Here is a 25,626-nt window from a genome sequence, read left to right as displayed (position 1 = left end):
ATCACCTATCCCTTTTCATTAATATATTGGTACAAATCGATAAATTCATTGGCCATGTCTTTAATCGTTATTGCATTCATTAAGTGATCTTGTGAATGAATCAAGATTAAATTAAGTTCATAGTTCTTTCCTTGTGCTTCTGCTTGTAATAGTTTGGTTTGGAAGTTATGGGCCTTATTTATTTCTGATGCTGCTTCTGCTAATTTTTCTTGTGCAGCATTGAAGTCATTGTCCTTTGCAAATTGTATTGCTTCCATAGCGCTTGATCTACCATTTCCCGCAAGCAAGATGATTTGAAAAGCCATTTCTGTATTATTCTCCATAAAGCATTACTCCTCATTCTGTTTATTTTTCTGCTCTTGTTTAAAGTAACCATTATCTAGTACCTTAAAGAATGGTAACCAAATGATAAAAGTAACTAATAAATTGACTAATTGTAATACAGCACCTTGCCATGCATTTCCTGTTGCTAAATAACCGCTTATAAATATTGGTGTCGTCCACGGAACTATAACTCCAGAAGGTTTAGGTACTAGCCCTAATTGCATTGAAAAATAGGTGATTAAAGTTACAACAATGGGTGCAATAACCCATGGTATAACTATGATTGGATTCATTATGATAGGTAGTCCAAACAATATCGGTTCGTTTACATTAAATATAGAAGAAGGTGCACCAAGCTTACCTATTTCTTTATTTTGTTGACTACGTGCAATAATATAAATTAATAAAATTACTGCCATTGTGCCACCAGTACCACCCATACCTACTAAAAATGTATCAATAAATTGCTTTGTTATAATATTTGGCAGTTCTTGATGTGCTTTAAATGCTTCTAAATTCTCATTATTTAAGGAGTACCAAATCGGATCGAAAACAGTATTGACAATGATTTGACCATGTAACCCGAAAAACCAAAATACTTGTATCAATAACACTGCAACAATTGTTGCAGGTAATCCACTACCTAATGCTGTCAATGGCTGCTGTAATACTGTATATATAAGATTTTGTAAAGTTTCAAATGGTGTAAATGAAACTATAATTCTAATCAATAACACTATTGTTAAAGTAGCAGAAATAGGTATCAATGCACTAAATGACTTTGATACTTGCTCCGGTACACCATTTGGCATTTTAATCGTAATTTCTTTTTTACATAAGTAGCTATATATTTCACAACTCAACATCGATACGATTAATCCTAAGAACATTCCCTTTGCACCTAGAATTTCAACAGGTATCACACCCTGTGTTTTCCCTACAATTTGTGGCGTCAAAATCAGCACACTACTTAAAGCAGTGACTGCTCCATATATTCCTTCAAACCCATTTTTTTCGGTTAATTTATATCCAATACCGATAATGACAAATAGTCCCATTATTGATAATGTTGATTCTGATGCTGGACCTACGAGTTGTTGCCATGTAGCAAATTGCTGTTTGGATAAAATTTTATCTAAAAATGGAAAATTTGAAATTACAATGAAAATTGATCCAAATATGATTAATGGTAAAGCCACCATAAAACCATCACGTAAACTTGAAAGGTACTTATTATTATTTAATTTATCGGCTATTGGTAATAAAATATCTTCCAATTTTTCCATAAATTTACTTTCCATACTTTCATCCCCTTATTACTCAATTAAATTCAGTGCTTGTTTTAGCACTCCAGCACCATCAATGCGTCCATAAGCAACCGTATCTATAACATCAATAGGAATACTAATATTTTGTTCTTTGACATGTTTTTCAAATCTTCTCTTCATAAATCGCATTTGTGGACCAATTAATAAGACGTCATAACTATTTAACATTGAGAAAGCATTGTCACTAGACACCGCATCAATTTGAACTGATAAACTTTGCTCTTCTGCTACCTCTTTCATTTTTGAAACTAACAAGCTTGTAGACATACCTGCCGAACAGGATAGTAATATTTTTTTCATCATTCATCATCCCTTTCTTTATGTTGAACCCATCATACAATGTATACGCTTACATATTAATGATTACTTTTTCCACTATTAACGGCAATTTTGTTTACCGCTTAAAATGCCTATATCATTCAACAGCTAAACTATACTTTTATTTAACGCTATAACGATGTAAATTAAATCTAGGTACTGACTTATATCCAAGAACATCATCACTTAATAAACGGACACATCAAAAAACCTTTCAATGAAATAATTTCATCGAAAGGTTTTGAGTTTATTTTTGGTTATATCTATTGTTAATTGCTATTTTGTAGCATAGGCTTTAGCCATTATGCGTGCCATTTTGATAATTAATTTTTACACCTTTTTGTGTATTAGACACCCATACATTTATATTTACTGTTTGGCCTTCGTCATTAACAGAATAAGCTCTTACGTGTGAACCCCTAGGAAGTAACTCACTGCCTTGATAAACTGGTGTCACTTTATAATACACTTTAGTTTGTGGATGTTCGTGAATCGCATTACGAATTTGTGTTTCAGCATAACCCATTCCTCCACCATTACGGTCTCGATTAGTACCAACATTTTGTGCGCGTGTACCTAAGGTAAGATTATGTGTTTCCATATCTCCTCCAAGTGACCAAGCTAATGAATGTGATTTATTATAAATATAGCCTCGATAGCCATTTAACTGCAAAATTTCGTTATTAGATTCTTCTCCCTTCCACGCTTGCTTTTCAGGATTGTATACACCGTCTTTATATTCACCAGCTATATGCACACCATAATCAAACGCTGGTCGCTTTCTAACCTTTGAAGAATGACTTTCCACAGACTGCTGCGTTACTAATGCAGTAACAGTTCCAGCCCTACCATATTGATCTAATTTCGGATAAATTACCCAGAACTTTTCACGACTATATTTATCAAGTAACTTATTATCTGCTGTTGTTAAATTTGTTTTATTATCATTAATATAGGCATAATTTTCACTATTAGTATTAGCGTTAATCAGATCAATATCTGCCTTTGTAACCTCAGGCTTGGATGTATCGTCTGAGTCTTGTTGTAAATGCTTAGTTAAGGTTTCTAATCCTTGCTCTACCTTATCAAAATCTGATTGTGTAAAGTTCCCATCACTATCACATGCGGTTAATAATGTTGTCGTTAATATAATAAGGGCAATTACTTTAAGTATTTTCATGATAGTTGAACTCCTGCTTCAATTTAATTTATAACACGATTTAAATTAACTCTATTCGCTTACTTACCTCAATGATAAAGGCTATAACTGATTTTAAAAGAGGCATAATTACATCAATTATGTGTAACAAACAATTTTAAGGTACATTTATCGTTTTTTCACAACAAGACATTCATATGAAATTCATTTTTTAATAATTTCATTATATATTAAGCCATCATATCTTGATTCCTTTCAATAACCTCAATGCATTCAAGACAACTAATACTGCAGCCCCTGTATCACTTAAAATGGCTAACCACAGCGTGAGCCATCCAGGAAAGACAAGCATAAAAGCAATTAATTTTATAATAATAGAAAAATAAATGTTTTGTTTGATAATTGCAGTCGTTCGTTTACTTAATTGTATCGCGTAATGAACATACTCCAATTTATCTGTCATTAACACTACATCTGCAGTTTCCATTGCTGTATCTGTACCGATACCACCCATAGCAATACCAATATTACTCGTTGCTAATGCAGGCGCGTCATTTATGCCATCTCCTATCATACCGACAACTTTACCTTGCTGTTGAATCATTTCTATTTGGCGCAATTTATCTTCTGGTAATAACTCAGCATAGTATGATTTTATGCCAGAACTTCGCGCAATATTTTTCGCGGAACCTTTATTATCCCCTGTTAACATTATCGTTTCTTCAATACCACAACGTTTTAACTTCAGCATAGTTTCCTGTGTTCCTTCACGTACTTTATCACTCAAAGTAATATAGCCAAGTAATTGTGATTGATTAGCAATAACGACTACGGTTTCGCCTTGAGTCATATGATTTAAAATAGCATGCTGATATTGAGTAACTTTGTCATTTATGCTAGCTACAAATGACATATTACCTGCGAAATATCTTTCACCCTTTATAACAGCACTAATACCTTTGCCAGGTATATTCTCAAATGTTTCAGGTTGCATTGAAGTTAAATTATTCTGCGGATCAGTATAATTTAATATTGCTTGTCCAATCGGATGAGATGATTGCGATTCAAGGACTTGTGCTATTGCAATCAACTGCTGTTTGTCACTATCAATTTCTACAACTGATCGAACCGTTGGCTCCCCTGTAGTCAATGTACCTGTCTTGTCGAACGCCAGAACATTAAGTGAGCTAAGCTGTTCTAGATAACTGCCCCCTTTAATTAGAATCCCGTTTTTAGCAGCATTACCTATAGCAGTCACAATTGCGACAGGTGTTGAAATCACTAACGCACATGGGCATGCGATAACCAGTAATTCCAATCCTTTATAAATCCAGCTCCCCCATGTACCAAAGGCAAATAGTGGAGGCACTATCATAACAAGTAGAGCCAATACAAACACTACAGGTGTATATATTTCTGCAAACCTATCAATAAAACTCTGTGTTGGTGCCTGTTGTTCTTGTGCAGTTTCAACTAAATCAATAATGTGTGCCAGCATGGTTTGTTGTTCTGTTTTAGTCACTTCAATTACTAATGTATTATCCTCATTAATAGTACCAGCATAGACCTCATCACCCATACTTTTATTTACAGGAATAGACTCACCTGTTATCGGAGCTTGGTTTATCGCTGATGTACCTTCTATTATCACACCATCTAATGGCACACGATCACCCGGTCTAATTTGAATTATGTTTCCAACAGCAATACTGGCAACGCTTTGTTCTGACCAACCATCTTCTTGTTTAACTCGTGCTACTTGTGGTGTTAGATTCATAAGTGATTGGATAGTCGCCCGGGTCTTTTCTATGGAAGCTTGTTGTAAACTTGTGCCTATTACAAATAATAAGATAACCATTGTCGCTTCAAAGTATTCTCCAAGTAACACAGCACCTATAATAGCAACTGACATCAATACATTCATATCTAATCGTTTAGCCTTCAAGGCAAAAATGCCACTTTTTACCGTTTTAAATGCGCAAATGATAATTGCAGTTAGTAGCAATGTATTAACTAAAATATTTGACATACTAAAGTAAGTGAATAACCAAGCACACAACAGTAATATTAACGATATCAATGGCAATTTAAATAAAGTCAGTATCGACTGTTGTTGGGTTTGTTCATTTGATAGCGTCGCACTATATCCCAACTTAGCTACTTCTTTAATAACCTGTTTGGGCTGTCCATTATATTGTAAAGCTAACTTTCCAGTTGCAAAATTAACGCTCGCTCGATCTACATAATCTAATTGAGTCATATGCTGTTCTATCGTTTTGGCACAATCACTACAATCCATACCCTGAATCTTAAATACTGTTTCAGTACCAGCATTACTAAGCACACTCACACCATAGCCTAACTGTTCAATCGTTTGTATGACTTGCTGTATATCTTCCTTGCAATTAACATTCAAATGTAATTTTCCAGTTGCAAAACTAATACGCGCATCTTGAACAACATTTAACTTTAGTACTGATTGTTCAATGGTCTTAGCGCAATTATTACAATCCATACCTGTTATTTTAAGAATATAATAAGTTTCTGCTGATTGTTTAACTGTTTGAGAGTCAGTTTCACTGTTATTACTATGATCATTCACTTCATGTGAATTTATTGTGCAACAATGATTATCGTGCGCTTCTACTGCCTTATCATGATGCCCTTGTAAATTGTTGCCTCTATACTGTTGACGACTCACTCATATCAACTTCTTTCTTTACTAATACTAATTATTTAATATGATGCTGACATTTTTTTGTATCATCTTGCGTTTCTATAATCACTGTATCAATAAGTGTTAACAATGTTTTCACACTATTCGTTGTGAGCTTATAATACACATACTTACCTGCTTGTCTAGAAGTAACTAAACCACAGCCTTTGAGGCAAGCTAAATGTTGCGACACGCTAGATTGACTAATTCGAGTTGCTGACACAATTTGATTTACAGTACATTCACAATCTTTGATCAATTCTAATATTTGTAGACGTATAGGATTGGATAAACCATGAACAAAATCTGCCCTCTCCTCAATTGTTATAAAATCCAAATCTCCACCTCATATTATTTCTATTTAATATGTTTCATATTATCATTTTCTAATATGAATTACAAATACTGTCATGACGCGATCTTCATAAATTTTCCAAAAATATTTTCTGAATTTTTCGATAAATATATAAAATTTTATTGATTTTAATTCTCAATAAGGCTAATATTTGTATTTCAAGTATGTATAAATATAGAAGATATTTAATAAAGGGGTTATATTATGACGGAAGAAAGTAATTTAGTGTTATCAACGCAACAAGTAACTAAAGCTGCTTTACATAAATTAGGTTTTGATGAGGGGATGTACGAATTAATCAAGGAACCATTACGATTTCTCGAAGTACGTATCCCTATTCGTATGGATGACGGAACAATGAAGACATTTACCGGATACCGTGCGCAACATAACGATGCAGTTGGTCCAACTAAGGGTGGTATTCGTTTCCATCCGGATGTTAATAAAGATGAAGTAAAGGCACTATCAATGTGGATGACATTGAAATGTGGTATTACCAATTTACCATATGGCGGTGGTAAAGGCGGTATCATTTGTGACCCAAGACAATTGAGTCAACAAGAATTAGAACGCTTATCTCGTGGATATGTAAGAGCAGTGTCACAGTTCGTTGGCCCTTCTAGTGATATTCCTGCACCAGATGTATATACAAACCCACAGATTATGTCGTGGATGATGGATGAATACAGTAAGATCAACCGTTCTAATGCTTTTGCGTTTATAACTGGTAAACCATTGGCACTCGGAGGCTCATTAGGCAGAAATCGTGCTACTGCATTAGGTGCTGTAATAACTATTGAAGAAGCTACAAAACGTAAAAATATTAATATCTCAGAATCACGTGTTGCAATTCAAGGTTTCGGGAATGCTGGTAGCTTTATTGCTAAAATTTTACATGAAATGGGAGCAAAAATTGTTGCAATTTCAGAAAGCTATGGTGCCCTGTATAATCCAGATGGGTTAGACATTGAACATTTAGTGGAATTAAAGGAACAACACGGTCGCGTAACACATTTATTTGACGATGTGATTCCAAATTCAGATTTACTTGAGTTAGATTGTGACATTCTAGTACCTGCCGCACTATCTAATCAAATTACAGCTGACAATGCACCAAATATTAAGGCAACCATTATTGCAGAAGCTGCTAATGGTCCAACAACACAAGAAGCAACTGCAATATTAAACCAACGTGGTGTACTATTAATTCCCGACGTTCTTGCTAGTGCAGGTGGCGTAACTGTATCTTATTTTGAATGGGTACAAAATAAGCAAGGTTATTATTGGTCTGAAGATGAAGTAGAATCAAAGCTACGTGACAAAATGGTCGAAGCATTCAACACAATTTATGATTTAGCTGAAGATAGAAAAATGGATATGCGTTTGGCAGCTTATGTATTAGGTATCAAACGCACTGCTGAAGCATCTCGTTTCCGTGGTTGGGCATAATACAACCTTTTGATACTACTTCACGTTCCATAACACTTCGCTATTACATCACTGCGGTACAATGCTTAAATCTTCGCAAAATTACGTTCCCTATTCGCCTTTAAACTAAGCTGAGTTTCTAACTTTCCCAGGTAATATAAATTATATAAGTAATCGAGTATTTACATTCATTTGAAATACAAAACAATAATTTATATAATTATTTACAACAAAGGGGAGGAATTACATTATGAAAAATAATATATATGGCAATATACCTTGTTTTTTAAATAGTAAGAACCTAACTAAGTCACAAACATTAGATACGGATGTCATCATTTATGGTGCACCATTTGAAGGTGAAAGTACTTGGGGAGATTATACAGGTGTCGAATTAGGACCTAAACAAATTAGATCTAGTTCAGCACGTTATAGTCAGTATTTACCGGAATTGAATCACATCAATATTAGTAATCATTTATCACTGGGTGATGTAGGCGATGTCCCATTTGTAGCCCATGACAATAAGCAAAGTTATGAAAATATTGAAGACTTTGTAAAGCCTTTATGGGAAAGTGGCAAATTTCTTGTCGGCTTTGGCGGTGAGCATGGTGTTACATATCCAATTTTAAAATCCTTAACAGAAACTACAGGAAAAAAAGTTGGTATTATACATTTAGATGCACATTACGATAATATGCCAGATTATGAGGGTGAAATTTACGCGCGTAACACACCATTTATGCACTTATATCATACTGATGGTATCAGAAATGAAAGTATTATTCATACCGGTATTCATGGCCCTAGAAATAAACCTGAAACCGGAAAATACGCAAATGAAGCTGGCGCAGTTACAATTACTATAAACGATATTCGTGCTGCAACTAACTTAAAACAATTCGCAAGAGACATATATAAGCAAGCAAGCAAAGATGTCGATGTCGTGTACTTAACTATTTGTAGTGATGTTTTAGACTTTGCCTTTAATCCTGGTGGACCAGTTGATGGTAATGGCATGACCTCATATGAATTACTAACGATGATATACGAATTCGGCACACTCGGATTATGTGGTATGGATTATGTTGAGGTTTATCCAATGAATGATCCGAACCAAAATTCAGCTCATTTTGTATCTACTGCCGTACTGTATGTACTTGCTGGACACGTTGCCTATTTAAATAAAACTAAATAACTGAGGAGTGGTGTAGATGTTTAAGGATGCAAAGAAACTATTTAAGTCTATTGGTCCTGGAATGATAATCACAGCCTCATTTATCGGTCCTGGTACTGTCACAACAATGACCCAAGGTGGCGCAGGATTTGGTTATAGTTTATTATGGGCGGTTGTCTTTTCAATTGTAGCAACAATTGTTTTACAAGAAATGATTATTCGTTTAAGCCTTGTTACACGAGAAGGTTTAGGCGAAGCGATTCAAGATTTATTCGCCAATAAGATAGGTAAATTAATCATCGTTTGGTTTACATTAATTGCCGTAACACTGGGGTGTGCCGCATATATAAGTGGTGATTTAATTGGTACTTCACTGGGTGCTGCTTATTTATTACATTTGCCTGAAAATGCAGTAGCACCTGTCATTGGTGTAATTATTTTATTAATTGGTCTGTTTGGTAACTATCGTTTTTTAGAGAAAATCATGATATTCCTAATGGTAATCATGGGCATTATATTTATTACAACAATGATTGTCATCAAACCGGATATTATTGGAATCTTAAAGGGTATCTTTGTGCCGACTATTCCTAACGGCTCAATTATAACTATTATCGCATTAATTGGTACCACAGTCGTTCCTTATAATTTCTTTATCCATTCTACTGCAGTACATGAACGCTTTGGTAATATCAAAGAATTAAAATTTGCACGTTGGGATACAATTATATCAATTTCTATAGGTGGTATTATTTCAGCTGCTATTCTTATCGCAGCAGCCACTTTAATCAAAGGTAAAGAAGTTACTAGTATCATCCAACTCGCAGGTCCATTAGAACCCGTATTAGGCAATGCCGCACCATTTGCTATAAGTATTGGTTTATTTGCAGCTGGATTATCTTCAGCAATTGCCTCACCAACTGGTGCAGCTGCTACCATCAGTAGTTTACTCGGTTGGCAAGGTGGCATGGAAAGTAAAAAATACAAATTTGTATTCACATGTATCATTATTATTGGTATTATTACATCCGCATTAGGATTCGAACCATTGCAAGTATTACTTGTTGCACAAGCACTAAACGGTATCATCTTACCAACAGTGGCGATTCTGATATTTATTGTAATTAATAAAAGGAATTTAATGGGCAACTATGTCAATACTGTGTGGCTTAATATCATCGGTGGTATCGTCGTAATCGTCGTGACATTCTTAGGTGTATACAGTCTTATTGATGCAATTAATAGCTTTATACAACGTTAATATAAAGTTATAGTTCAAAATGTAATTTAACTTATTCTGCTATTTCGTTGCATATCTAATATTTATCAGCACCTAATTTTAACGAGCAACGCCATTAAATGAATTGGAAAATTCATTTAATGGCGTTTTTTGGCTCTATAATATTTATGTCAATCTTTCTAAATTACAACTATTACGATGAATGAATAGTAAATCATATTAATACAAATACTCGGTCTCATGTCTAAACTTTATAATACTTAACAATATTTTAAATCGATCCCGCTTCCTTTAAATTCATACTTTTTGTTTCTGGTGCCATAAAAGCCGATATTACGAAGCCAATCATTAATAAGAATGCAGCAATATACATCGTTATACTAACACCAAAATTATCTAAGATAACTGGGAAGAAGAAAGTGCTAATCGCTGAAGCAATACGACTAATCGTTGTCGTAAATCCACCACCAGTCCCTCTTACATGGGTCGGAAATAATTCATATGGATAAATCCATTGATGACTTCCCATACCTGTATTAAAAATGCCATATATAATAAATATTAAGATAATAAATATAAATGGTGTCGAGCCTGCAGACAATACGCCCAAACTAAACAATGCAATAGCTGTAATTAGGAAAGGCCAAATTAATGTTGGACGACGACCATATTTTTCAACTAAATAAAGCGCAGGAAAAATACCTATTAAATAAAATAAATTGATAATTGCTGATCCTAAATACTTTTGAGAACCATCTTGAAAACCAAACTGACCTAGTATTTCAGGGATGTATGTACCTATAGCAAATGTAGTCATTACTTGTAAGGACCAAAATGTAGATACAAAAAATGTTCTTTTACCATAACCATTTTTAAAAATATCAACTAAACTGGTCTTTTTAGCTTCCTGCTCCTCATGAGATACTACCACACCTTGACCAAAGACCTTTTCAACTATTGTATTAGCTTCTTTATGTCTACCTTGTTTAATCAACCAATGTGGCGATTCAGGCATGTTTAGACGCGCTAATAATAACAGAACAATTGGTAATGCACCACTAATCAACATCCATCTCCAACTGCCTTGACCTAATGGCAATAAAAAATAACCAATTAAATAGGAAATCGCATAGCCAATAAACCAAAATGCATTAATTCCCCCTAGTAACGCACCTCTATGCTTACTAGGAGCAAATTCACTCATTAACGAACCTGCAATCGGATAATCTGTCCCTAATGCAATGCCTATTAAAAACCTTAATACAACTAATTGTGTTGGGTCTGTCACAAAAAATTGCAATGTAGTAAATATGCCTAATAACAGCATATCGATGATAAACATTTTCTTTCTGCCTAATATATCGGTGAAGTAACCTCCGACTAAACCACCAATGACCATGCCACCTAAAGTTCCCATACCTAATAGACCAATCATGGTTACGGACATGTCGAAATCACTTTGCATCACTGACAAAGCAATAGCAATAATTCCTAAACTGTAGCCATCTACAAATGAACTTCCGCTTGCATAAGCGAAAATTTTCATGTGAAATTTACAAAGGGGCATATCTTCCATTTCTCTCTTTTTCATGGCAAAAGCCTCCGCTCTTTATTGTAAACGCTTACAAAATATTTTGCATTTCTTCCATTTTATTAAAACCTAATAGGCTGTTAATATTTTGTGCTGCTGTAAAACCTGTTTGAATTGCAGTTTCTGTATAAAATGTACCTAAATAATCGCCAGCAAGGAATAAACGACCATCTGGCTCAGTTAATGTAGCTTGAATTTGACCACGTCCTGGATAAACATATGCAGAGCCATAAGGAAATTTATTAACTTTTGCTTCGACTACTAAATTTCTAAATCCTGGAAACATCTCTTCTAAATCAGTTAAATAAATTTCTAAGATTTCTGCTTCACTTTTATCTATCAATGCTTTTCCTCTATTTGCAGGAGAAAAAGTCATAAAACTACTCCCTTGCTCTCTTTTATTATGCATGGCATGTACTACATTTGAATTGTGTATTAATATATCAAATGATTTTTTAGGTGTTGCAAATGCATATACGTCATCCCAAACTTGTTCACTCGTTTCATTTGTTAAAAATGATGCACTTACGTGCGGACCATATTTAACTTGCTTTAATGCATGTTCTAATTTTGGACTTAAATTTTTAGTGATTTTTTGTGTTATTGGGGCTGGTGTAGCTAAAATGACATATTTGGCCGTTTCAGTATATTCCGTATCTCCTATCTTATATCTGACAGTAACAAAGTCATTATTTTTGATAACTTCAGAAACCTGTGCATTTAATTTAATCTGCTCTTTTAAACGACAAGCAATAGTATTGGTCAATGTTGATGGACCTCCCATAATATTTTGAGATAGCCCTCCTTCTTTATTCCAAATCATATGGAAATAGCCAATACCAGCTCCTGCTGAAATCTGTTCTGGTTCACCAGTTGAACGACTAACTGTCGGTCTAAATATAGCGTCTGCATCAACTGGTAATGCTCCAGTAAAGTCGGTAAACGTCTTATTATTCATAAAGTCTAATATTCGCTGTTGTCTAACACTGTAATCTTCATGCTCGAGTTGCTTTGCAACTTTGCCATATTTAATCACTGCAGCTCTTACCTTAGCTCCTGCTTTAAGTAACGACAATCTAGACTTCCACGACATTGGTACTCTAAATGGATATAATTCAACCCTACCGTTTAATAATAGTTTTCCATTTAAATGCATTGCCGATAACTTTCCAGGAACCGGTAATGCTTTTACACCTACAGACTTCAGTAATTCATCAGTAGCAGAACCTTTACCTGCATACACATGACCTCCCCAGTTCATCCAATAGTTACCTCTTCTTTCAGACATTACACGTCCACCGACTCTATTTTCAGACTCTAGCAATAAGATGTCATGATTCTTTAATCTCCATGCAGCTGATAAACCAGCCAATCCACCGCCTATAATAATTACATCTTTCATAGTAAGCACCTTCTCACATTTTAATTTAACTTAATTTAGGTATGCTTTAATCTTAGCTTCAAATTCAGATGAGGCCGGCTTCAATGGTGATCTACATGTTGTGTTTGCAATGCCTAAAGCCTTAAGGCCAGCTTTCACAGTGCCAGGAACAGTTTCTTCTTCTAACAATTGATATAGTGGTAACAATGTTTGATTCAATGCTGCTGCTTCTTGAATTTTATCTTCTTGAATTAACTCATAGAGCTTTGCAATTTTGTCTGGTACCAAATTATGCACTAGACCAATTGCACCTGCGCCCCCTAACGCTAAAGTTGGTAAGAATAAATCTTCAAACCCTGTTAACAATGCAAAATCTGGGTCGTCCTTTACAAGTGCGAATAATTTAGATGTATGAATGCCGTCTGCAGTATTTTTAATACCAATGATTCCTTCTATTTTACTAATCTCATGAATTAACTCAGGTGCCAATTCAACTCCTGTTGCGTCTGGATAATGATAAATTACAATTCCAACTTTCGTATTATTAGCAACTTGTTGGTAATGTTCAATGATACCTTCATCACTTGTCACCATATAATAAGGATTGATAACTAAAGCGCTATCTACGCCTACACTTTCAGCATATTGCGTTAACTCAATCGTATCCTTAGTTCTATGACATCCAGTACCAGCCATCACTTGAACACGCTTATTTACAGTTTCTGTAACGAATTTAATATTTTCCTTACGCTCTTCAAACGTCATTAACGAATATTCGCCAGTGCTACCTCCAACTAATACACCATGAATACCACCACTTATCACATGTTCAATCAATTTGCTATATGATTCATAGTCTATTTCACCACTCTCTAACATTGGTGTTGGTAATGCTGATATCATTCCGTATGGTTTATACATATAATTACCTCCATTAATTAATATTTATCATTACGCTCTTAACTTCTGTGTAGCTTTGAATACCGTATTCGCCACCCATTTCACGACCAATACCAGACTGCTTGTAACCACCAAAAGGCATTGTTTCCAATTCAAGTCCAACTGTATTAATCCAAACCGTACCTGCCTTTAACTTTTTAGAAATATAATGACCATGCTTAATATTTTGAGTCCAAACACTTGATGCCAAACCATAATCACTATCGTTAGCTCTCGTAATGACTTCATCAATATCATCAAATACAAATACTGACATTACCGGACCAAAGATTTCTTCACGTGCAATCGTCATATCATCTTGGACATCAGCAAATATTGTAGGCTCTACATAATAGCCCTTATCAAACTTGCGATTGCCTCCCACAATCAAACGTGCGCCTTCTTCTTTACCTTTACTAATATATTCTAATACCTTCTCTTGCTGACGTTTCGAAATTAATGGCCCCATATCCGTTGTTTCATCTAAACTTGGTCCAATTGTCACTTCTTCAGCACGTTGCTTTAATCCAGCAATTACATCGTTATAAATGGCTCTTTGTACATAGACTCTTGTACAAGCACTACAGTTTTGACCATGGTTATACATGGTTCCATTAAATGCACCCTCAATTGCTTCATTTAAATCAGCATCTTTTAAAATAATCGCTGGAGATTTACCACCTAATTCAAGTGTGACATTCTTAATCTGATCAGCTGCACCTTTCATTACTGATTTTCCTACACCAGTAGAACCAGTGAACGCAACCTTATCTATCTTGTCGTGAGCTACAATTGATTCTCCAACTGTGCGCCCAGGTCCTGGGATTATATTCACAACACCATCAGGGAAGCCAGCTTCTTTAAATAATTTCGCAGCATATAATAACGATAACGGCGTTTCCGTTGCAGGCTTAATCACAATCGTACAACCTACCGCTAAAGCCGCTCCTAATTTCCATGCCGCCATTAATAATGGGAAGTTCCAAGGGATAATTTGTCCTACTACACCTATAGGTTCATGCACTGTATAACTAACCAAATCATTAGAAATTTGCGTTGTTTTACCATTTATCTTTGTAGCAAAACCAGCATAATATTCAAATTGTTGAATTGTTCCATCAATATCATCAGCTAATGCAACTTCATAAGGTTTTCCACTATCTATGGATTCTAACTGAGCTAATGCTTCCCTATTCTCTTTAAGTAATCTAGCAAATTCATAAATAATATTCGCTCTTGTATGCGCTTCCATTTTTGTCCATAAACCATTATCAAATGCTTCTCTTGCAGCATTTACCGCTTTATCTACATCTTCTTCATTCGCTTCATGGACCTTAGCTATTAATGATTCATCTGAAGGGTCTACTACTTCAAATACTTCATTTTTGCTTGATGCTTGAAATTCGCCATTAATATACAATGGAATTTCATTTTCTAAAAACTCTAGAACTTCCTGTTTCAATTCATTTCTTTTTACATTCAACACTTCCTGCCCCCTTTTGAGTATTTAATGGCATATTATCACCTAAATGAACAAATGTAAATCATTTTAATTTAAGAAGGATTATTTATGTTCATTTTCAGAATTTTTATTCTTTCTAGTTCTTTGATATGATATAGAAAATAATGTTGATGACGAGTAAAGGGGCAAACGAAAGTTATGAATCAAACTTTTGATTTAAAAGCTAAAATTGTAAGTACCAAAAAAACACTTCCAAAAAAACAGCAAAAGCTATGCGATTACATTTTGAAACACTTTGAAGATTTAGGATTAGTGACTATCAAAGAATTAGCAAAAGATGCTGAAGTCGGTATTTCCACAGTTATGCGTACCATACACGCTTTAGATTATGACAATTTCAATGACTTTCGCAGAGATATCTACAATAGCGCAATGCCAAACGATTCCAAATTTTCTCTTAAAAATGCATTTATCGAAAGTGGCAAAGTAAAATCCCATACATTGACACACGTATGGGATAAAAGTGTCTCGTTGCTAAATCAATCACTGAAACCTGATTTAATTTCATCATTTGACCAAGCAATCAATTTAATTGAACAAGCAAACAATATTTATGTATTAGGTACACGACCTTATAAAACAACAGCACTCTACTTAGAACATTTATTAAATGAATTTAATTTAAGTATCCAGCAACTGAGCTATGATACAGATGCCATATTTGATAAAACTAAAAAAATGACTAACAGTGACTTGCTTATTGCATTTTCATTCGAACCTTATACTTATTCAGTAATAAACGCTGTCAAAGAAACCAAACAACAGGGAAACGACATCATCTTAATTACCGATCATGACACATCACCATTAATTGAATTTAGCAATGTTACATTAAAACTATCTGTAAGAAAGGATCATTTTTCTATTTTGCCAATCATCGCCTTAATTGATGCCATCGTATTAGAGTTAGGAAAAAGAACCTCCGAAACATCCCTTAAACATTTAGAAAAACTAGAAGAAGTATTGAATAGAAATCACGTCACTTACAATACTTCTAATAACTAGTTAATTCTCTTGATAAATTAACTAGTTAAGACGTAAACACTAAAAAATCCAGTAAATGATTATTGATAATCATTTACTGGATTCTATTATTATGATTCAACATATATTTGACCTTTTCGTTGGTTTAATTAAATATATTGTCGTTTTATTTTCACACCACAATTTATACACACCCTAACTGCACGATGAGAATGCATCATTTTCGATACTTCAGTTTGTAAGGTTAAAGTGTACTATAATTAATCAGCACCTATATTCATATAAACTATATGTGTATGAAGATATTCTTCTAATCCATGTTTACCATCAGCGCCACCAATACCAGAATTTTTAATACCTGCATGAAATCCTTGCATTGCTTCAAAATTTTCTCTATTTATATATGTTTCTCCAAATTCCAAATTATCAACTAATTTAAATATTTTTTTATTATCGTTTGAATAAATAGATGAAGTCAAGCCATATTTACTATCATTAGCTAGTGAAATCACTTCATCAATTGTTTCAAAGGTAACAATAGGTAAGACAGGACCAAATACTTCTTCTTGAACGATATCCATATCGTTTGTACAATTTGTTATAACAGTCGCAGGATAAAAACTCCCTTTATCATTTGGTAATTCTCCGCCACATTCTAATATGGCACCATCTTTTATAGCTCTTTGCACATGTCTGTGTACATTTTCTTGTGCTTTTTTGTTGATTAGCGGTCCCATATCATAATCACCATCTAATGTGTTACCATAGGTAACACTGCTCATTTTTTGAACTAATTTTTCTATAAATTGCTCTTCAATTGATTTTTGTACATATAATCTTTCTACACAATTACACACTTGACCAGTATTTATGATGCGAGAATCTATTACATACTGTACAGCTTTGTCTATATCTGCATCTTCAAGAACGATTGCAGGTGCTTTGCCACCAAGTTCCAAATTAACCTTTGTTATATTAGTACTTGCTGCTTCCATTACTTTTTTACCAGCATCTTCACTTCCAGTAATAGATACAAGCTCAATATCTTTATTCCTAGCAAGCTCATCTCCTACTATTTCACCCGAACCATTAACTAAGTTAAAAACTCCACTCGGTAAGCCCACAGTATCTAATATTTCTGTAAATATATATGCATTAATAGGAGTTTCTTCTGAAGGTTTCATGATAATTGTATTTCCTGTTACTAAAGCAGGTGCCATTTTTCTTGCAACTAAGAAGAATGGGAAATTCCAAGGAAGTATACCCGATGTAACTCCTAAAGGTTTTTTATAAAGTAAAATATGTTCATTTTTACGATCGCTTTGGATAATTTCTCCCTCATAACGTCTAGCCCATTCTGCCATGTATTCTAAATAATCTGCAGTAAAGTATACTTCTGTACTAGCAAGTTCTCTAGTTTTACCTCCTTCTTTAATAATAATTTCTGTTAATTCTTCGCCACGCTCTCGAATCCCTTTAGCAATTTTCTTTAAGTATTGAGCTCTTTCAATTGCTGGGGTTTCACTCCATGCTTTTTGAGCTTCTTTAGCACATTGTATCGCTTGTTGTGTGTAGTTCTTTGTTCCGTTGTAGGTATGAGCAATGATTTCTTCAGTAGCTGGGTTCAATACGTTTACAATTTCTAAATCTGTTCTTTCAACAAACTCTCCATTAACATAATCCTTAATTTGATACATAATCTTAATCCCTCACTTCATTTAATTTATTTATCTCAGTAGATAATAATTGTGTATTTGGACTTTCTCCATACCTTTCTTTTTCAATTTGGCTTAATGTTTTTCCTTGCGTTTTAGGTGTTAAAACAATTCCTATTATTGAATGAATAATTAAGAAAATAATCATAATAATACCAGTCATTTTGAAACCTAATGTTGCAAGTATTGTTGGTAATATGAATGAATATATCGAAATTCCTGTACGGACAATAAAATACATTAATCCTTGTGCTCCAGCTCTATATCTAGTTGGGAACAATTCGCTTGTCCATAAAGCATAAAATGCTTGAGCACCGATTCCTGCTGCTGATCCCCATAAGACTACAAATAAAATGAGCGACACCCAATTCATTGGTATAAATGTTATAATAATCCAAGCAAGAATCCCCATTGCTGCTCCAATACCAAATAACAATCTTTGATTTAACTTATCTCCTAATTTCATAAATCCAAAATAAGTAGTTATAACAGTTAAAAACCATAATATAGCTTGTAATATATTAGCTTGTGCGCTTGATAAACCTCCTATACTTTCGTATATGAAAGGCATAAAGTATCCCATCGCCCCTGAAGTTAAATTCCAAAAAAGATAAATTCCAATTAAAAGTAGCATTGCTTTTAAATTAACTAGATTTGTAAACAGTTCTTTAACTACAGAAGTCTTTTTAACATCTTGTAATAATTCTTTTCTTTCTTTTTCTTTTTCAGCTTCCCAAATTTCAGATTCGTTCATTCCTTGTCTAATCCACCATGTGATACCTGCAATAATAAATAAATGCACAAATATAATACGTGACCCTAATAAACCCATTGGTGATACAATAACAGCCAGTAAAAATGTAATAGTTGGTCCAATTGACCATGCAAGTTGAGCAGTGCCTATTCTTTTAGCTCGTTCTTTTTCAGGCGCTTCTTCAGCAATGTAGGTCCATGCTACCGGAACACCGATACCTACCGCTATACCAATTACAATTGTTCCAATTAATAACATTGAAAAATTAAATGAACATATCAGAACAAGCATACCTATCATATATAGTATTAGGTCATATTTAAAAATGAATTTTCTACCAAGTTTATCAGTAATTGGTCCACCTATAAGAGCCCCTATCGCAGCACCTAATGCATTAGCACTTAAAGCCCCCAATAAACCAATCTGAACATTATTTAGATTTAAGTATGATTGCCATAAAGACAAACTACTTGCTGCTGCAATTATAGATCCTGCTTCAATATAGTTAGCCATTGCAATAGCTATCGTTGCTACCCATCCTTTTGTTTTCTTGACTTTTAAGTTCATTTCCCTATCCCCTTATTATTTTATTCTAGGAAAAACACTTCTTTTAATAATTGGTACTTAGGACTATTATCAGAATTTACATACATAATATCTGCCATATAATCCCACCATTCTTGACATATTTTGTGATTAGCTATTTCAGAATATAACGATTGGTTTTCAATATCTAAGACTGTAAATAATTCGCCGTTTTTTTCATTCAAGTATATATGATAATTGCTAACACCATGATTTTTTAACATTTCTTTCATTTCTGGCCATATTAGGTCATGTCTTTTTTTATATTCTTCATAACATCCTTTTTTAACATACATAACGTTAGCTATTTTATTCACATTACACACCAACCTCTAAATAACCTGATTTTGGTACTACATTAAATCCTTTTGCTAATTTTAGTAAATCTTCATCGGTAATATCTTGTTTTATACCACCTTGAGATTGAACATGCGTATAGACTTCAGCTGATTTTTCAATAGTTTCTATTAATCCAAAAGTCTCATCTAAATCCGTACCTGCGCCGAATATTCCATGGAAAGGCCATATGACACTTCTATAGTCTTTCATTTTTTCTGCAGTTAACTGACCTATTTCTTCAGTACCTGGAACAACCCAAGGTATAATACCAAGTCCATCTGGAAAGACAACTAAACATTCAGTACACATCTTCCATAATGTTTTTGTAAAATCTTTTTCATCTAACTTATGAGAGAAAGTCATCGCTATTGTATGAGTTGCATGACAATGCATGATGACTCTATGTTCTTTATCGACTTCTAACCTTTGAATATGATTCATAAGATGTGTCGGTAATTCACTTGTTGCAACTGCCCCATTTACAAACCCCCATAAAATTTCGTAATATGATCCATCCTTAGCTATTTTAATTAATCCTATCGAGTCTTGAGGATTCTTTATAATATTCTTAAAATATTTACCAGTTCCTGTTACTAATAAATATTTATTAGCTAATTCTTGTACATTGAAAGGTAACTTTATCTGTCTAACATTTTCTATATTCTTAGTTAAATAAGGGGTGATTTTTTCTTCATCAATAATACATGAAATATTACCTCCATTACGCTCATCCCAACCTTTGTTGTACATTAACTTTGTTATTTCACAAAACTCTTTAACCGTAGATGATTCGATAAACTTTTCCAATTAGATCCCTCTTTCTTCAAGTATATTTTTTTCATAGTCTTTAATAGCATCGTACCAATCTAAACCTGGTTCAACATTATTTCTAATGCAAAATTCATTCCAAATAGGGCCAAATAAATATGTCTTTACTTCCTCTTGAATAGCTAGACGTTGTGTAAAATCCCTATTTTTTTCTGCTTCTTTTAATTGGGCTATAGGATCTAACATTGCTTTTAGTAGGGCTTTTTGCATATTTCTAGTACCAATTACCCATGCTGCTACGCGATTAATAGATGCATCAAAGAAATCAAGTCCTACAGTTGTATCTTTAATTAAATTGTTATAAATTAGCTCTTTAGCAATATCATTCAATTCATCATCTAATATCACGACATGATCGCTATCCCATCTAACTGGTCTTGAAACATGTAAACTAAGACCATTAGTAAATAATGAGAGTGCTGATAATTTGTTTGATACTACCTCAGTTGGATGAAAGTGACCAGCATCTAATAAAATACGCTTATTTCTAGATAATCCATAACCCATATAAAATTCATGTGATCCTACAACATAACTTTCTGATCCAATACCAAACAATTTACTTTCTAGAGTATCAATATTATATTTTTCATCAATTTCTTCTTTAAATATCTCATCTAAACTATTCATTAATCGTCTACGTGGTTCTAAACGATCTACAGGTGTATCTTTAAAGCCATCGGGAATCCAAATATTAGTTATTGAAGGTTGGCCTAATTCTCTACCGAAATATTCTCCAATTTTTCTTGAACGTTTACAGTGTTCAATCCAAAAATCTCTAATATCTTTATTTGGATGGGCTAACGTAAATCCTTCTTCTGATTTTTCATGACTAAAACATGTAGGATTAAAATCTAGTCCCAAATTATTTTTTTTTGCCCACTCAACCCAATTATGAAAATGTTTAGGTTCAATCTCATTTAAATCAATACTTTCATTTGTCTCTGCATATATTGCATGTAAATTAATCTTATGATTGCCCGGTATATGCTTTAAAGCCTCTTCCAAATCATTACGTAATTCTTCACCATTACGAGCTTTTCCTGGATAATTACCAGTAACAGATATACCTCCGGTTAAATCTTGATTAAATAAAAATCCTTCGACATCGTCACCCTGCCAACAATGAATAGATATCTTTATATTTTTAATTGACTCTAAAGCTTCTTCTACATTAATTCCTAACGACTCATATTGATTTTTCGCCAATTCATATGCTTGTTTATGTTCTGTATTCATATTGCGTGACCTCCTTAAATTTCTCTATATCTTTTTGTACTTCTGAAAAATTCCTTGTCTTTTTAAATCTTATTATATTATTAGATTTGCCAATAGATTCTCTCACTTCTTCCACTGTCTCAAATTGTTTTGTAGCAATCATAGTAGCTGCTAAATTACCAAATACTGTGGCTTCAATTGGGCCAACAATTACTTCACAATTTGTATATTGTGACGTTAATTCATTTAAATAGTTATTATTAGAACCTCCTCCTACAATATTTAGTATTTCAATATTAGACTTTGTGATATCTTTTAAATCTTCTATTGAAATTGCATAGATAATTGCTAAATTCAAATATATAACTTGTGCTATTTCACCAATCGTCTTAGGAATTTTTTGATTTGTTTCTTTACAATACCTCTGAATTTCTTCAATCATATTTTTAGGATTTATAAAACGTTCATCATTAAAATCTATAAAAGCTTTAAAATCCTTGTTTTTCTTAGCTTCTTCTACTATTTCAGGAAATGTGTAATTTTCAGGCCAATCTTTACGTACTCTTTGAACAATCCACATTCCTATGATATTTTTTAAAAATCTATATGTGCCTGCAAATCCTCTTTCATTAGAATAACCTTTATTTAATGCGTTTTTAGAGATAATTGGTTTATTTAACTCTTGACCGATTAATGACCATGTACCACTTGAAAGAAAAGCCCATTTTTTCTTTCTATCGCCAACAGCACCGAGGACTGCAGAAGCCGTATCATGTGATGTAGTAGCATAAACATGCGTAATTGGTAAATCATATTTTTCAGTTAAATATAAAGTGATCTCTCCTAGATAAGTTCCTGCTTCAACAATTTCTGGAAATACTTGTTGACTTATATCTAATAATTTAAGAAGTTGTTGATCTAATTCAGATTTATATACATTCATTAACTGTGTTGTACTTAAATTCGTAATTTCATTTTTGGAAACTCCTGTTAATAGATAGTTTAAGTAATCTGGAACGAGTAATATAGTAGATGCTTGTTTCTTTAAACTTGAACTCTCTTCGTATAACTGATATAACGTATTAAAACTTAAAAATTGGATACCTGTTTTTTTATAAATTTCTTCTTTTGAGATTTTTTCAAACACTTTATCCATAGTATTATTTGTTCTTGAATCTCTATAGGAAACAACCTCTTGTAAGCGCTTACCTTTTTGATCCAAAAATATATAGTCTACTCCCCATGTATCAATACTTAAATAACACGACTCTATACCTAGTAACTTTGCTTTATTTAGAGACATTAATATTTGTTCAAATAAGTAATCAATATCCCACACATTCTGTCTATTTTTTCTCGTGAATCCATTAGCAAATCGATTAATCTCTTTGATTTTGATTTTACCATCATCCACATAAGATGCTACGGCTCTTCCACTGGAAGCCCCTATATCTATAGCTATATAGTTATTCATTTTTTCACCTCTTTAGAAAAGTATTATAAACTTAAAAACCACACAAATCAACATTATTTGTAAAATATATTTATTTATGTGGTTTCTTATCAGAGAGTTATATACTCTTATATGATACAATTGACCTAAAAATATAGGAGTAAATAATTATGAAAGCTTTTGAAAGAAAGAAAAAATTACTAAATGAATTGTATTTTAATAAAGTTGTCTATGTTAATGAACTAGCAAAAGAGTTTAAAGTATCGGAAGAAACGATACGTAGAGATTTAGAAAAATTAGAAAAAGAAGGTATCGTAGAACGAAATTATGGCGGAGCCAGATTGTTAAAAACTGAAGATTTACCATATTTAGTTAGAAATACACACAACAAGGAAAGTAAGCTAAATATCGCTAAGAAAATCGACACTTTTATTTGTAATGATATCAGTCTTTTTGCAGATTCAAGTTCTACAGTAGTTGAAACATTAAAAAGATTTGCAGTATCTGATAAAAAGTTACATGTTATAACAAATGCAGTAAATGCATTATACGATTTAAATCAATCTTCTTTAGAAATTAATTCTACTGGAGGCAAATTACTAAAACAATCATACGCATTTATAGGTAGTCAAACAATTGAATCTATTAACAAGTTTAATCCAGATTTTGCAATTATAAGCTGCAAAGCCTTAAATAGAGACGGAATTATTACAGATTCTAATGAGGAAGAAGCTTATATTAAGCAAATTATGATGAATAAAGCTAAAAAAACTATTTTAGCTTTAGATTCCTCAAAATTAGATAAAACCAGTCTTATCACTTTTGGATCTCTGTCAAACATAGATTATATTGTTTCTGACAATGACTTCGATGCAAAATTTATAGAACTCTTACAAAAAAAATCCGTTAAAATTATAAATTAAAAATACTCTATTTAAAAACCATATAAACCAAACAAAAACCACAATAAACAAAAAATATGTTGTTTATTGTGGTTTTTGGTGTTATAATCCCATTTAAATGTAAGCGGTTTCTTTATTTCGTTTATATAATCAATAAAGGAGGATACAAAATGAAAAAAACTGTATCTATAGTTTTAATCGGAATCAACGGTTATGGAAGAAACTATTTAGAAGAATTGTTGTTCAAAAAAAATGAATCGATTATCTTGAACGGAGTTGTGGATATAAATGCAGAATCTTCAGAGTTTTATGATGAGTTAATCAAAAGAAATATATCAATTTATAACTCCATTGAGAGATTCTATGAGAATAATACTGCAGATTTATCCATTATATCTACTCCAATACATTTACATAAGTACCACGCTTGCTTGTGTATGAATAACAACAGTCATGTATTATGCGAAAAGCCTGTAACTGCTAATTATGATGATATACATGAAATGGAGCGAATAAGAGACAAAACTGGTAAATTTTTGGCAATAGGATTTAACTGGTCATTTATAAATTCAATTTTAGAATTAAAAAAAGATATTATTGATAAGAAATTTGGAAAACCTATACGTGTAAAGAGTATGGTTCAATGGCCAAGAAATGAGATTTATTATAATCGTTCTTCTTGGGCAGGAAAAAAATTCAGTTCCGATAATTCAATGATATTCGATAGCGTAGCTAATAATGCAACTGCACATTTTTTGCATAATTTATTTTATTTAAATGGTGATCATATAAATACTAGTGTCTCCTTAAACACAATAGAATATGAGCTTTATCGTGTAAACAATATAGAAACATTTGATACATGTGCATTACATATAAAAAGCAAAAAAAATATTGATATATTTTTTTATGCTTCTCATGCCACTAAAAATGTTAGAAATCCTTGTTTTGAACTAGAATTCGAAAAAGCCACAATAAAATATGACCCTGATAAAGGATATGAAAATATAACAGCATTTTTTAAAGATGGTCTTCAAAAAACTTACATGAATCCAGAGGCCAAAAGTCACTTAACAAAATTATATGTTTGTATAGATGCTATTTTAACTAATAACTATCGTATTCCTTGTGGTTTAGAAGCCGCGACTCCACACGTTTTATGTATTAAGACATTACATGGGTCCTTTTCTAAAATAAATTTATTTCCAAAAAGTTTAATTCGCTACAGTGAGCAACAAAAACAATATTGGGTTAATAATTTAGATAAAGATTTAGAATATTGTTATTCTCATTGGATTTTACCAAATGATGCCGATATAAAATGGTCAAAGAAAAATAATAAAGTCAATGATGTTTTTTCTTAAAACAAT

22 protein-coding genes are annotated in these 25,626 nt (G+C 32.9%); 6 read left to right on the top strand and 16 right to left on the bottom strand.

What is annotated here, in order from left to right:
* Positions 1-5: 5 nt before the first annotated feature.
* From SH09_RS02425 to SH09_RS02400, 6 genes are all read right to left on the bottom strand, one after another.
* On the bottom strand, positions 6-323 hold the full coding sequence (locus SH09_RS02425) for a PTS lactose/cellobiose transporter subunit IIA (RefSeq protein WP_042738027.1): 318 nt from the start codon (positions 321-323) through the stop codon (positions 6-8).
* Between the two features lie 6 nt (positions 324-329).
* Complete coding sequence (gene celB, locus SH09_RS02420; RefSeq protein ID WP_042738026.1) at positions 330-1,625, bottom strand: PTS cellobiose transporter subunit IIC; 1,296 nt, start codon at positions 1,623-1,625, stop codon at positions 330-332.
* Between the two features lie 15 nt (positions 1,626-1,640).
* Entirely contained in the window at positions 1,641-1,952 is a 312-nt protein-coding gene (locus SH09_RS02415; RefSeq protein ID WP_042738025.1) for a PTS sugar transporter subunit IIB, read from the bottom strand.
* 313 nt (positions 1,953-2,265) lie between these two features.
* Positions 2,266-3,150, bottom strand: coding sequence for a DNA/RNA non-specific endonuclease (locus SH09_RS02410; protein WP_042738024.1), 885 nt, complete (start codon positions 3,148-3,150; stop codon positions 2,266-2,268).
* 217 nt (positions 3,151-3,367) lie between these two features.
* Complete coding sequence (locus tag SH09_RS02405; protein ID WP_042738023.1) at positions 3,368-5,830, bottom strand: heavy metal translocating P-type ATPase; 2,463 nt, start codon at positions 5,828-5,830, stop codon at positions 3,368-3,370.
* Positions 5,831-5,861: 31 nt separating this feature from the next.
* Positions 5,862-6,182, bottom strand: coding sequence for an ArsR/SmtB family transcription factor (locus tag SH09_RS02400; protein WP_042738022.1), 321 nt, complete (start codon positions 6,180-6,182; stop codon positions 5,862-5,864).
* A gap of 222 nt (positions 6,183-6,404) precedes the next feature.
* Between SH09_RS02400 and SH09_RS02395 the strand changes: the two genes are divergently transcribed.
* From SH09_RS02395 to SH09_RS02385, 3 genes are all read left to right on the top strand, one after another.
* Positions 6,405-7,649, top strand: coding sequence for a Glu/Leu/Phe/Val family dehydrogenase (locus SH09_RS02395; protein ID WP_042738021.1), 1,245 nt, complete (start codon positions 6,405-6,407; stop codon positions 7,647-7,649).
* 229 nt (positions 7,650-7,878) lie between these two features.
* On the top strand, positions 7,879-8,826 hold the full coding sequence (locus tag SH09_RS02390; RefSeq protein ID WP_042738020.1) for an agmatinase family protein: 948 nt from the start codon (positions 7,879-7,881) through the stop codon (positions 8,824-8,826).
* 16 nt (positions 8,827-8,842) lie between these two features.
* Positions 8,843-10,066 (top strand): Nramp family divalent metal transporter, encoded by a 1,224-nt coding sequence (locus tag SH09_RS02385; RefSeq protein WP_042738019.1) that lies wholly within the window; start codon positions 8,843-8,845, stop codon positions 10,064-10,066.
* A 250-nt stretch (positions 10,067-10,316) separates the two neighbouring features.
* Here the strand turns inward: SH09_RS02385 and SH09_RS02380 are convergent, their stop codons facing one another.
* Genes SH09_RS02380 through SH09_RS02365 form a run of 4 tightly spaced genes read right to left on the bottom strand, consistent with a single transcriptional unit; the run spans position 10,317 to position 15,439 of the window.
* Entirely contained in the window at positions 10,317-11,636 is a 1,320-nt protein-coding gene (locus tag SH09_RS02380) for an MFS transporter (protein WP_042738018.1), read from the bottom strand.
* 31 nt (positions 11,637-11,667) lie between these two features.
* Positions 11,668-13,038: a flavin monoamine oxidase family protein gene (locus SH09_RS02375; RefSeq protein ID WP_042738017.1), complete on the bottom strand. Its 1,371-nt coding sequence runs from the start codon at positions 13,036-13,038 to the stop codon at positions 11,668-11,670.
* A gap of 30 nt (positions 13,039-13,068) precedes the next feature.
* On the bottom strand, positions 13,069-13,938 hold the full coding sequence (gene dapA, locus SH09_RS02370) for a 4-hydroxy-tetrahydrodipicolinate synthase (RefSeq protein ID WP_042738016.1): 870 nt from the start codon (positions 13,936-13,938) through the stop codon (positions 13,069-13,071).
* A 13-nt stretch (positions 13,939-13,951) separates the two neighbouring features.
* Positions 13,952-15,439, bottom strand: coding sequence for an aldehyde dehydrogenase family protein (locus SH09_RS02365; protein WP_042738258.1), 1,488 nt, complete (start codon positions 15,437-15,439; stop codon positions 13,952-13,954).
* Between the two features lie 177 nt (positions 15,440-15,616).
* On the opposite strand from SH09_RS02365, the gene SH09_RS02360 reads away from it, so the two are divergent.
* On the top strand, positions 15,617-16,483 hold the full coding sequence (locus SH09_RS02360) for a MurR/RpiR family transcriptional regulator (RefSeq protein ID WP_042738015.1): 867 nt from the start codon (positions 15,617-15,619) through the stop codon (positions 16,481-16,483).
* Positions 16,484-16,722: 239 nt separating this feature from the next.
* On the opposite strand, the gene aldA is transcribed toward SH09_RS02360, so the two are convergent.
* From aldA to SH09_RS02330, 6 genes are read right to left on the bottom strand one after another with little or no spacing between them, the layout of a single operon-like run.
* A complete protein-coding gene (gene aldA / locus SH09_RS02355; protein ID WP_042738014.1) occupies positions 16,723-18,159 on the bottom strand; it encodes an aldehyde dehydrogenase in 1,437 nt (478 codons plus the stop codon).
* A 4-nt stretch (positions 18,160-18,163) separates the two neighbouring features.
* Complete coding sequence (locus SH09_RS02350) at positions 18,164-19,498, bottom strand: MFS transporter (RefSeq protein ID WP_042738013.1); 1,335 nt, start codon at positions 19,496-19,498, stop codon at positions 18,164-18,166.
* A gap of 20 nt (positions 19,499-19,518) precedes the next feature.
* The gene (gene rhaM, locus SH09_RS02345; RefSeq protein ID WP_042738012.1) at positions 19,519-19,833 is read right to left on the bottom strand and encodes an L-rhamnose mutarotase; all 315 of its coding nucleotides are present in this window, start codon (positions 19,831-19,833) and stop codon (positions 19,519-19,521) included.
* A 1-nt stretch (position 19,834) separates the two neighbouring features.
* Positions 19,835-20,662, bottom strand: a complete 828-nt coding sequence (gene rhaD / locus SH09_RS02340) for a rhamnulose-1-phosphate aldolase (RefSeq protein ID WP_042738011.1) — start codon at positions 20,660-20,662, stop codon at positions 19,835-19,837.
* A complete protein-coding gene (gene rhaA / locus SH09_RS02335; RefSeq protein WP_042738010.1) occupies positions 20,663-21,922 on the bottom strand; it encodes an L-rhamnose isomerase in 1,260 nt (419 codons plus the stop codon).
* Positions 21,906-23,375, bottom strand: coding sequence for a rhamnulokinase (locus SH09_RS02330; RefSeq protein WP_042738009.1), 1,470 nt, complete (start codon positions 23,373-23,375; stop codon positions 21,906-21,908). The genes rhaA and SH09_RS02330 overlap by 17 nt, the downstream gene beginning before the upstream one ends.
* Before the next feature lie 149 nt (positions 23,376-23,524).
* Between SH09_RS02330 and SH09_RS02325 the strand changes: the two genes are divergently transcribed.
* Together SH09_RS02325 and SH09_RS02320 are read left to right on the top strand one after the other, a co-directional pair.
* Complete coding sequence (locus tag SH09_RS02325; RefSeq protein ID WP_042738008.1) at positions 23,525-24,277, top strand: DeoR/GlpR family DNA-binding transcription regulator; 753 nt, start codon at positions 23,525-23,527, stop codon at positions 24,275-24,277.
* Positions 24,278-24,426: 149 nt separating this feature from the next.
* A complete protein-coding gene (locus SH09_RS02320; RefSeq protein WP_042738007.1) occupies positions 24,427-25,620 on the top strand; it encodes a Gfo/Idh/MocA family protein in 1,194 nt (397 codons plus the stop codon).
* Positions 25,621-25,626 lie beyond the last annotated feature (6 nt).

The sequence above is a fragment of the Staphylococcus gallinarum genome, from assembly GCF_000875895.1.
GTDB classification, from domain to species: domain Bacteria; phylum Bacillota; class Bacilli; order Staphylococcales; family Staphylococcaceae; genus Staphylococcus; species Staphylococcus gallinarum.
This window is presented reverse-complemented; position numbering and strand designations above follow the sequence as displayed.